At 61.4% G+C, this 10,054-nt stretch carries 7 protein-coding genes and 1 tRNA gene; 3 read left to right on the top strand and 5 right to left on the bottom strand.

The annotated features are described in order from the left end of the window. Positions 1-409 precede the first annotated feature (409 nt). The gene (locus GZH79_RS18975; RefSeq protein ID WP_249219027.1) at positions 410-802 is read left to right on the top strand and encodes a DNA cytosine methyltransferase; all 393 of its coding nucleotides are present in this window, start codon (positions 410-412) and stop codon (positions 800-802) included. 907 nt (positions 803-1,709) lie between these two features. Next, the gene (locus GZH79_RS07265) at positions 1,710-2,837 is read left to right on the top strand and encodes an AAA family ATPase (RefSeq protein ID WP_211643120.1); all 1,128 of its coding nucleotides are present in this window, start codon (positions 1,710-1,712) and stop codon (positions 2,835-2,837) included. Here GZH79_RS07265 and GZH79_RS07260 read toward each other — a convergent pair. Next, positions 2,803-3,066, bottom strand: a complete 264-nt coding sequence (locus GZH79_RS07260; RefSeq protein WP_211643119.1) for a hypothetical protein — start codon at positions 3,064-3,066, stop codon at positions 2,803-2,805. The genes GZH79_RS07265 and GZH79_RS07260 overlap by 35 nt on opposite strands. 86 nt (positions 3,067-3,152) lie before the next feature. On the opposite strand from GZH79_RS07260, the gene GZH79_RS07255 reads away from it, so the two are divergent. Further along, entirely contained in the window at positions 3,153-4,355 is a 1,203-nt protein-coding gene (locus GZH79_RS07255; protein WP_211643118.1) for a MobA/MobL family protein, read from the top strand. On the opposite strand, the gene GZH79_RS07250 is transcribed toward GZH79_RS07255, so the two are convergent. The 4 genes from GZH79_RS07250 to GZH79_RS07235 all read right to left on the bottom strand — a co-directional run bounded on the left by GZH79_RS07250 (position 4,342) and on the right by GZH79_RS07235 (position 9,962). Next, positions 4,342-7,959 carry a DNA methyltransferase gene (locus tag GZH79_RS07250; RefSeq protein ID WP_249219026.1) on the bottom strand — a complete coding sequence of 1,206 codons (3,618 nt, stop codon included), beginning with the start codon at positions 7,957-7,959 and terminating at the stop codon, positions 4,342-4,344. The genes GZH79_RS07255 and GZH79_RS07250 overlap by 14 nt on opposite strands. A gap of 29 nt (positions 7,960-7,988) precedes the next feature. Beyond that, positions 7,989-9,266, bottom strand: a complete 1,278-nt coding sequence (locus tag GZH79_RS07245; protein ID WP_211643117.1) for an integrase arm-type DNA-binding domain-containing protein — start codon at positions 9,264-9,266, stop codon at positions 7,989-7,991. 125 nt (positions 9,267-9,391) lie between these two features. Further along, positions 9,392-9,481: transfer RNA gene (locus GZH79_RS07240), tRNA-Ser, on the bottom strand. A 58-nt stretch (positions 9,482-9,539) separates the two neighbouring features. Next, complete coding sequence (locus GZH79_RS07235; RefSeq protein ID WP_211643116.1) at positions 9,540-9,962, bottom strand: hypothetical protein; 423 nt, start codon at positions 9,960-9,962, stop codon at positions 9,540-9,542. Between the last annotated feature and the right edge of the window lie 92 nt (positions 9,963-10,054).

Below are 10,054 nucleotides of genomic sequence, written 5' to 3'. Positions count from 1 at the left end.
CTTCGCTGTATCTCGTTCGCTTCATTGTCCGTCCCTTCGTTGGGTCGGACTCTCATTCCAAATAGAGGAAAAATCCCGTGGCAGGTCAAGTCAGGCGCCGGATCATGGATCGCGCGCGATGGGGATATTGCATTGCATTGGTTGTTTTGAATGCAACGAACTTTGGCGTTCCCCAAATGCGTGAAAGGATGTTCTTGGTTGGCATCCGAAAAAGCATTTATCGGGGCAACGACCGAACCCTCGAGACGGAACTGCGGCGTCAGCTAACAGAATTTCGCCGTAGCGCGCCTTCAGTAGCAGAGATCATCAGGGATTCGGACGAGCCGGCACCTCGGAGAACCCGAAAACCTGCACTGCGAAGATCTCCTATGCGAAGGCGCCGATCCTCCGTCGGTCGCCATACGCGGGAATGCTGTTCAACGGCGCTGGCAGACCACTGCCCACGGCCGGCTACGCCACCACCCTTCCAGCTTCGATGGGCGGCAATAAGACCCCCATCATCGATGAGGATGAGGTATTTAAAGGGGAGATCAGCTTCGTCGAGACATACCACGCCGGCTTGATGAGGGGCGAAAGCCCTTGGGCTGGGGATGCTACCGCGAGACTTCGCCGCCTTACGATCAGAGAATGCATGGCCATCCAAACTTTCCCCGACGACTACCAGTTTTTTGGTCGCAAGAGTTCTGTCTACCGGCAGATCGGAAACGCCGTCCCCTGCGACCTTGCTGAAGCCGTGGCGCAATCATTTCGTGCGATTTTGACGGATCATGAAGCGGCGGAGACCACTCGCGCTGTGGCATAACTAGCAGTTGAGCCGAAATGGGACCTTCGTCAGTATCGGAATAGGCAAGAAGCAGATCAGCGTGGCTTCAAGCGCCGGTTCATCAGACATCTATAGTTGGACAGCCTGCGCTTTTGAACAAGGTTACCGGCTCTGGTCGCGTGTCGGATGTCTCATGCGTCACAGACTTCTCGCGGAAGAAACGCCAGTCGAGCAGGTGTGGGTGCATAGTGCGAGAAAACGCGCGCGCGATGCTGTCCTAGCGTTGCAACAGCGCATTCCGGATCTCATCGTGGATGAGGGCAGAAAGAGTTTGTTTTCAGTTCCATTTTCCGCAACGCCCCTGATGTCAAAATGTCGAGGCTGAACCATAAAATCATACTTAAGTTTCAGTCACCTACATGCTTTACACCAAACTAGAGCAGTCGAGAGGTCCGGAGAATATCGGCTCAGAGAGACCGCTTCCGGGCCTCTTGGTGCCGGGGCCAGTGCTCAGCTCCACCCGCATAACCCTCGAAAACAACGGAAAAATCCGGCCGGAGCCGGATCGGGAGAACGCTTTCGCGGGGGGTCTGGCGGAGACGAAGTCTTCGTGACTCCCAGCCCACGTCGTTGATTTGTATATATTATCCCGAGACGACGCGCAAGCCGTCCAACATTCCACCCAACATCTATCGTCTCCGGGCTCGCCCGCGCACGAATGTTGCTCGACGGAGGTCAGTCGAGCCGGATCACCACACCGAGGCGGACAGCCAGACAGACGGACGCCGTCTGTAGGACGGCGTCCGTCTGTCTGGCTGTCCGAAGAGATTTTTTTCCGTGAAAGTTTTTTTGCGCGCACAAAAAGAGCCATCTCTTTTCTGTGCCGCGGAGCAGTCGCCAAACCATCCGCAGCACGCAATGCAACGTCTACAAAGGATACATACGAATGAACGTCGCCTGCGTCAATACTGCGCTTTCCACTACCCTGCTGAACACCGAGCTCAAGAGGCTCAACGACGAGCAGATCACCATCGACCACCGCTACATCGTCAAGGGGCTCCTGAAGCCCGGTCAGGTCAGTATGATCTTCGGCCCGTCGAATGTCGGGAAATCCACGGTGGTCGCATCCATCTGCGCCCACGTCGCCCAGGGCAAGCCGCTTGCCGATATTCCAACCGAGAAGTCGCTGGTCATCTACGTGGCAGCGGAAGACCCGAAAGGGGTCGAAGACCGTGCCTTGCCTCACTTCACGGATGCGGCCTCGGATTCCGCTTCGTTCTATGTCCTGCCCAAGGCCATCGACCTGACCGACCCGCAGCAGATGGCCTTTCTCTCGAAGGAAATCCAAGACCTCATTTTCAATGAGAAGGCGACGTCCTGTCTGGTCATCGTCGATACGATGGCAATGTCCATCGGCGACGGCGACGAGAACTCCGCTCGGGATATGGGGCGGATGATCCAGAGCCTCCGCAGGATCGCCGACGAGACAGGCGCAAATGCCCTCGTCGTGCATCACACCGGGGTCTCGGATGGCTCGCGCCCTCGCGGCTCCGGGACTGTTTTCAACGCCTTCGATACCGTGGTGCTCGTGGAAGATGCCTCGAAGGCATATGGGCGGGGGGTCGTCAGCTTGACCCCGACGAAGCAGCGGAACGGCAGCAAGAACCGCCGCCTGTATTTCCGTCTCACAGCACTCGAAGTCGGAGTAGATCGGGACGGCGAGGCGATCACGCTCCCGCTCGCCCTGCCGATGGAAGGGCAGGACGTCCAACCGGCACCTGCCCCCGGGGCAGAGGACGCCAAGGAGGCCGATGCCGGAGACTACCGGGAAAAGGTCGCCTTCCAACTCGTATGCCAGCAATGCAAAGCCTCTTCTGATCGGCGCGTGAAAGCAGCAGACATCATCGTCGATTTCTCGAAAGCCTGCCCATCGGACAAAAGCGAGAAACGGGAAACGACTCTCCGGGCGATCAACCGGATTTTCGCGCAACTCGTTCAGTCTCGCCTAATCGAGGGCAACGGGAACGCCGGATACCGACCTACAGCGTCGGCGGAAAAGTGTGGCGCGTCCTGACCTGAGAGCCCGGCCCCTCGCTGGAACCGGATTTTCCGGTCTTGCGAGGGGCCTTCTTGAGGTATTCCGGGAACCGCTCTTCGAAAAAATCGACGATCTCGTCGCCGAGGCCTTCGATCAGCGCATCCGTCAGCGCCATATCGTCGAAGCCCGAAAGGCGAAAGCGCGCGCTGTGCAGGGCGCAAGTCCTGACGACGCGGTAAAGGGACTGCTGCGTTTTTGGTGTCATCGTTGGGGTCCTATTTACGAGAGAGAAGAAATGAAGGCGCACAACGGACAAAATAGTGATTTTGTCCCCCCAACCCGAAGCGAACAATGGCACTTTTTTCATTCCGACATTCCGTCAAGAGCTTCTCCACCAAGGTGAATGGCGCGGAACGCGCTGCCCAGCAGGGTCAGACCCTTGCTCACCTGCGCTACATCACCCGGCCGAGCGCGGCCCGCGTCGTGGAGCGGGCGCGCGTATCGCCTACCGACGCGGAAACGGCGGAGGCGGCGGAGGCCGAAGCGATCCGCAAGAAAGGACGCGTCGCCGAACGCTTTATCGTGGCCCTGCCGATCGAAGCCACTTCAGATCAACGCGCGTCGCTCGCGCGGGCTTTCGCCGAGCGACTGACCGATGGCAAGGCCGGGTATGTCTTCGCCATCCACGACCAGAACGGGAACGACATCCGGAACCCGCATTTCCACGTCGTCGCACTCGATGCCTACGAGCGCGGCGGCGGACGTGGCAGGCCACGAAGCGTCCTCGGGATGGCGCGGAAAGGAGCCGTCGAACGGGCGGCGAAGCTCTGGGCCGACACCCACAACGACCTGATGGCGGGCTGGGGCTACAACGAGGAGTCTCGCATCTCGCATCTGTCCCACGCGGCGCGCGGTATCGACCAAGTCCCCACCATCCACGAGGGCCCCGGTGCGCGGGCCTGCGCGGCGAAAGGGATCGCCCCAACATCGAAACCGGAATGGCACAGCACCGACAGCGGCCACAGCCGCGCCGAGGCGAATATCCTGATCAGGGAAATCAACCAGTTGAAGGAGATGAACGATGTTCAACGGCCCCAGCGAACTGGACTGGGAAAACGCGATGACGCGCACCCAAGCCAGTGCGGAGAAGTCTGCGGAGCGGTCCGATCGCATCCTGCGCGGAGTCGCGGACCTGCTCGAACAGCACCGAGCGCAGGGCCGCAAGTTGCACGAGATGGCGGACAAGCTCGACCGGCTCCACCATTCATCCGAGACGCTGGGAGCGCGCGTGAGCGCCATCGGACACCAGCCAGCCCCGGAGGCACCGCGACCCATCTCCCGCCGTTTCTGGCCCCTCTCCGTCGCGCTATTCGTCGCCGGTCTGTGCGTCGGTCATTTCGCGCCCTGGTGATGATCCGCGACACGCTTCGCGCCCGGCTTCACCGCCCGCAGCCGGAGGCGGTGCAGACGCCCGAGCCTCAAGCCATCGTCCCGCCGCCAGAGAGCGGCGCAGAACCGCGCCACCGGCAGCGGGACGAGATCACATTGGGATGAAATATCGCTGCCCGGCCTCGCCCTCCTGCGTGCGGATCATTCCGGTTTCGCTCATATAGGCCAGCAGGTCGGCAATCCGGTCCTGCCGCTTGCGCCCGCCCTTGAACCGGGCATCGAGGTCGGCGACCGAGATCGGGCCATCCGCCTCGCCGAGCGCCCCCCGCATCGCCTTGATTTGTTCCAGCCCATCCTTCGGCCACGCGATCTTTTCCGCCGGGGCGGCGACGGCGGCAAGCTCCGCCTCCATCTGCCGCGCGGTTGCGGGCTGCGGAGCCTTGGCGCCAAGACGGGGCTTCTGGAACTCCGGGCGGAGCCAGTGGATCACGCCGCGCGCCTCGTCGCGGACGCGCTCCTTGTTCAACTCCACCAGCCGCTTCAATAGCTCCTCCTCGGCGTCTTCCTGATCGGAAGTTTTCAGCAGGGAAGGCGTCAGCCCGCCGGGCTTGCCGACGACCCGGGGCGCGAGATCGGACCAGCCGTAGGCGTCGAACACCGCGCGGTCGATACGGTCGTGCAGGTCCTTCAGGACGGCGATCTGCGCGGCGCTGTGCAAATCCTTTTCCGCTTCGGAAAGCGGATCGGCATCCGTCCCGGCCTCCACCTCCCGCGCGCGTCCGAGGGCGTTGTAGAGCTTCGTCATCGTCAGGCCGGGCACATTGGCGATCCGGTCGGTGCGGAAGGTGTCGAGTCGGTTGCCGAGTTTCGACATTTCGGCCCTTGCCGCCTCGCCCAAGAGAGGGAACGGGAACGGGTCAAACGTATCGGTCTTCGCATACACCGGTCGATCTTCGAGGAGATTTCGGAAGCTCAGGCACCAGTGGACGTGAAGCCGAGAGGAGAGCACCGAGAAAAAAGCGGTATCGTCGACAGCCAGAACGATCAGCTTGTTGTCCGGACGGATGGAAGCATCGAGGAAGCGGAAGACCCGGTGTTTTGTGGTCTCGATGGTAGCGATGTAGCGGGGCAAGCCCTCCAAGGCTGGGCGCAGGTCGCGGCGCGGCTCGCCGAAGATCCACCAGCTGTCCCGGTAGGTGTCGCGATTGTTGTTGTCCCGTTCCGGCTTCACCGTTTCGGCCACGTGCTGGAACACCGCCGGGAAGCGGTCGCGCACGTCTTCCACGGTCAGGCCGAAGAGGTCGATGACCATTGCGCCCCGCGGAGTGGCCGCCAGATCGCGTCCGTTGCGGTAGGGCAGGATATGGCGCTGCAATCCCGGCACGGTGCCGAGGCCGAGTTCCCGCGCCTTCTCGGGCGACACGATGAACCCGGCTCCGTGCAGTTTCACGCCGGGGCTCGACAACGCCTCGTTTGCCCAGAGCGGGCGGATGCTGGCGAGATCGGCCCCGATTGTCAGTTTCGAGGTGATCTTGCCTGCCGTGCGACGCAGGCGCACGCGCGGCGCGTCGGTATTCAGGTCGGCTTCTTCCACCACCTCGCCCAGAACGCCCTCGGACAATCCGGCTTCGGCGACAGTCATCGCGATCCGCACGGCAGCGCGATCCGCCGACTTCAGCCAGGGATGATCACCCACGGCGAAGACCAGCGAGAAAGGCGGCTCGCCCTTCGGGCGTTGCTCGATGACCCGGCGGGAAAAGGTCTGGGTGATCGAGTTCGTGGTGATGAAGCCGAAACGGCGCGTCGGGTTCGGCTGTGCCTTGGTGCCCTTCACCGTCAGCCGCCGCGCGGCCTCGTCCCAGAAGTGCATCACGAAATCCGCACCGCCCGGCACATCCGGACGCGCGGCCCACGCCGCTTCGGCATAGCCGTCGCCGAGTTCGGCCCGGATATCCTTGCCGCCGATGAAGGGCGGGTTGCCGATGATGAACTCCGCATCCGGCCACGACGCACGGCGCGGGTTCGCGTAGGCCGTGATCGCGACCCGAGCGGAGGCGTCGGGCACCATCTCCCCGGTGATCAGGTCGGGCTTGCGGGTGAAGCCATCCCACCGGGTGCGCGGCTGGCCGTTCTCATCCAGCGCGGGCGTCTCCCCATCGTGGGCAAGGACGGCATCCTGCTGGCGGATCGTGCCGTAGGCATCCAGGACGGGTTCCGAAATATCCACCCCGGTCCTGATCTGCCATTTCAGGAAGCCGATCCACAGCACGAGGTCCGCAATCGGCACCGCGCGCGGGTTCAGCTCCAGCCCGTAAAACTGATGGGGATCGACCGTGAAGCGCCCGCCCGAGCTGGCGAGCTTCCGGCCCACCCGATGCGACCCCGCGTCATCGGGGAAGTCCGAATATCGGTCGGGCTGGCCCCCGAGATCGGCGATGGCGTCCAGCACCTCGCCTTCGAGGCGCTTCATCAGTTCGAGCGAGACATAGAGGAAGTTGCCGGTGCCGCAGGCCGGATCAAGCACCCGCGTCGTGCAGAGCTTGCGGTGGAAACGGCGCACCTCGTCGAGGGCGTCCCTATCCTTGCCCTGTTCCGTCAGGTCGCGGACCCGCGCCTGCACCGCCGTCCAGTCTTCGCGCAAAGGTTCGATGATGACGGGGACCACCAATCGCTCGACATAGGCGCGCGGCGTGTAGTGCGCCCCCAGCGACGACCGCTCGCGCTTGTCGAGCGCGCGTTCCAGCAAGGTGCCGAAAATCGCGGGTTCTACATCCTGCCAATCCCGGTTGGCGGCGGCGCTAAGCGCGGCAAGTTCATCGGATTCAAGCGGTAGCGCCGTGCGGTCCTTGAACAGCGAGCCATTGAACTTCTTGACGGTTTTCCGGATCATTCCGGAGAAGCCGCCTTCATCCATATCCCGCCACAGGGATTCCAGCGCCGGGACGAAATCGCCCGGTGTCTTCTGCATATCCTGCAAGAGATTCTGAAAGCACCGCTCGGGCAGGAGTTTCACATCTTCCGCGAACATCGTGAAGATGCAGCGCATCAGGAACTCGGCCACGGCCTTCGCGTCGTGTTTCCGTTCGAGCCTCCGGGCGATGATTGCCAGTTGGTCGGCAATCTCGCGGGTGATCCGGGCAGAGTTTTTGGCCGGGTCAAGGGAATGCGGATCGGTCCAGATCGCCCGGAGTCGGTCCTGTATTTCCGACTCCCGCAGATCGTCCATAAGGATACGGAATGATTTGCGGTCAGGGAAATGGGCGTAGTTCTTTCCCTGCCCGGAAAAGTCGGCGAAAACCTCGATGACATTCCCGACATCGACGATCAGGATGAAGGGCGGATAGCCGTGCTCCACGGGCAGAGTGCGGGAATAGCTCTCCGCTTGGGTCTTTGCCTGAACCATCACCCGGTCCCAGGTGCGCGTCCCTCGCAGGGCGTGGCCCGTCTTGGGCAGGAATGTGTCCGAAGGCAGTCCAAGGCCGTCCGCCGAGGCCGTGCGCTTCTTCGACTGCTTCGCTTCGAGGATGAAGTGATCGCGCCTGTAGCAGTCAATCCAACCACTCGTGGTCGATCCGTCCGGGTGCGCGAAGGCCACCTTCCGCTCGAACACATAGTTATCGAGGCCAGTGTCCTCGCTTGCATATTCAGGCCGGCGGACGCCCAGAACCTCGCACAGCTCGACGACGAATAGCTGGTAGTTCGCCCGCTCGGCACCACCGGACGCCTTCGCTTTCGAGATGAATGCTTCGAGCGGGTTTTCCGCGTCCATCTTGTTCCCCTTACTTGCACGCACTGGCGTTATTCGGCAGCATCAACTTCAAGGTATTTCAGACTCGTCGCACGCTTGACAAGGTCCGCGTAGGTTCCGCCCACGCCTGTTGCGTAGAGCCCCCAGACCTCCATCAGGTTTTCACGATGATCGAGGTAGATCGTCCGGCGATATGCTTCATCGACCTTGTCCCCGCTTGCGTGAGCAAGTGCCGCCTCTTTGACCTCCCTCGGAACGTTCTCGGCAAACTCTTCGCACCAGTCGCGAAATGCGCTGCGCATTCCGTGAACAGTCGCGCCGGGGTGAAATTTTTTCAGGATCTTCGCCATCGTGTTTTCCGAGATTTTTTTCTTTCCGTCTCGTGGGGACGGGAAAACGAGTTCGAAATTTCCGGCAATCTCGCGCTGCGCGAGGATGATATTTCTGGCTGTGAAGGACAGCGGCACGACGAACTTCTTCCCGCCCTTCATATGTTCCTCGGGGACAGTCCAGGTGTTGTCCCAGTTCGAGAACTCGTCCCAACGCGCCAGCCTCACTGGGCCGGAGCGTGAGGCCGTAAGGATCGTGAAGCGGAGAGCGGCAGAGCCAACGCCGGGAACTTCCGTGAGTGCGGCCATCAGGTCCGCGACTTGGAAGTGGGAAATCGCCTCGAAGTGCTTTACTCGGTCGCCCTGCTTCCCGAGCGCGTTGCGGATGCCTTTCACGGGGATCGCCTGATCGCGCCAGCCCTGAACCTCGCACCATTGCAGCACGACGTCGATCCGCTGGAGCACGCGTCTGGCCGTCTCGGGCTTCTCGCGCCAGATCGGTTTCAGGACATCGACAACCATCTTCCCGGTGATCTCGGACACGGAGAGATCGCCGAAGGTTGGAAAGACGTAGTGTTCGAGCGTGTTCCACCACTGGTCGATATGCTTGCCGTTGCGGCTCGTATCCCGGATGCGGAAATCGTGCACTTCCTGTGCCGCCTTCCTGAACGTCATCGCTGCCGACTGGTGCTCGTGCCGGACCATCAGTGGATCGCCCCCCATCCGGGCGATTTTGCGCATCTTCCCGGCTGTCTCGCGCGCCTCCGTCAGCGACACGAACGAAAGGGGGCCGATGCCGTAGTCCTTGCGGACACCGTGGGCAACGACCCGGAGAAACCACCGACGAGCCCCGGTTCTATCGACGTGCAGTATCAGGCCGCCGCCATCGCAGTATCGGCCCGGCGGCGCTTTTTTCACGAATGTCGCGTTGAGCTTGCGCTCGACGTGCGGTCCTGACTTTACGCCGATGCGGCGCCCGGTGCTGAAATCTGTGCTCATATTCCGTCCCACATTTCATCCCACATTCTTCGGTGCGGAATCGCTACAAGTTGTAGATGGTGGGAGGTAAATGCGCCATAAATATGTCCGATTACAGATACTTAGCAGTATCTACGAAAAGGAAATGGCGGAGACGAAGGGATTCGAACCCTCGATACCGTTCCCGGTATACTCCCTTAGCAGGGGAGCGCCTTCGACCACTCGGCCACATCTCCGTTGGCTGGTGTAACGGGAGATCGGGGGGGGAACAAGGCGAAAAGTCCGATATGGCGCTCAGTTTTCCGGGGCGACATCCGATGAAATCGTGTCATCCGGCGTGGAAGGCGTATCGATTGTCACGGCAGGCGTCGGGTCGCAGCGGTCATAGACGAAGGCGTATCCGTTCCAGACCATGATGATGCCGTCGTCTTCGGCCTTGTCCATCACCATCGCGCGTTCGGTGAACATCTGATCGTCACCGCTGCATTCCATGGTGTAAAGCAACGCATCCATTTCCAGCACGTTGACCGGGTCCGACATGCGGCATTGCAGTTCGACGCCGTAAAAGATGCCATCGGCGATCCGCACGGACCCGCCATCGACGCCGACAAGGTCACATTCGGCGTTCGCGGCCTGTTTGAATGTCCCGTCATAGGGTCCACCAGTTGCAGGCAACGCGATGAGACACAGGCCGGTCACTGCGATTTTCATGCGCATTTTGGTTGCTCCTCTCTGGTTCGGCAAAAGGATACGCAGATCACAGCCTTATGTCACGCGGGACGGTCAACGTGACCTTAACCTGCCATGGC

This window comes from Loktanella sp. SALINAS62 (assembly GCF_018263905.1).
Lineage (GTDB): Bacteria > Pseudomonadota > Alphaproteobacteria > Rhodobacterales > Rhodobacteraceae > Loktanella.
The sequence above is the reverse complement of the archived record's forward strand: the minus strand, read 5'-3'. Positions and strand labels throughout refer to the sequence as shown.

Coding starts and splice junctions, on each gene's coding strand:
- GZH79_RS18975 (WP_249219027.1), top strand. CDS start 410: ATGCTGTTCAACGGCGCTGGCAGACCACTGCCCACGGCCGGCTACGCC.
- GZH79_RS07265 (WP_211643120.1), top strand. CDS start 1,710: ATGAACGTCGCCTGCGTCAATACTGCGCTTTCCACTACCCTGCTGAAC.
- GZH79_RS07260 (WP_211643119.1), bottom strand. CDS start 3,066: ATGACACCAAAAACGCAGCAGTCCCTTTACCGCGTCGTCAGGACTTGC.
- GZH79_RS07255 (WP_211643118.1), top strand. CDS start 3,153: ATGGCACTTTTTTCATTCCGACATTCCGTCAAGAGCTTCTCCACCAAG.
- GZH79_RS07250 (WP_249219026.1), bottom strand. CDS start 7,959: ATGGACGCGGAAAACCCGCTCGAAGCATTCATCTCGAAAGCGAAGGCG.
- GZH79_RS07245 (WP_211643117.1), bottom strand. CDS start 9,266: ATGAGCACAGATTTCAGCACCGGGCGCCGCATCGGCGTAAAGTCAGGA.
- GZH79_RS07235 (WP_211643116.1), bottom strand. CDS start 9,962: ATGCGCATGAAAATCGCAGTGACCGGCCTGTGTCTCATCGCGTTGCCT.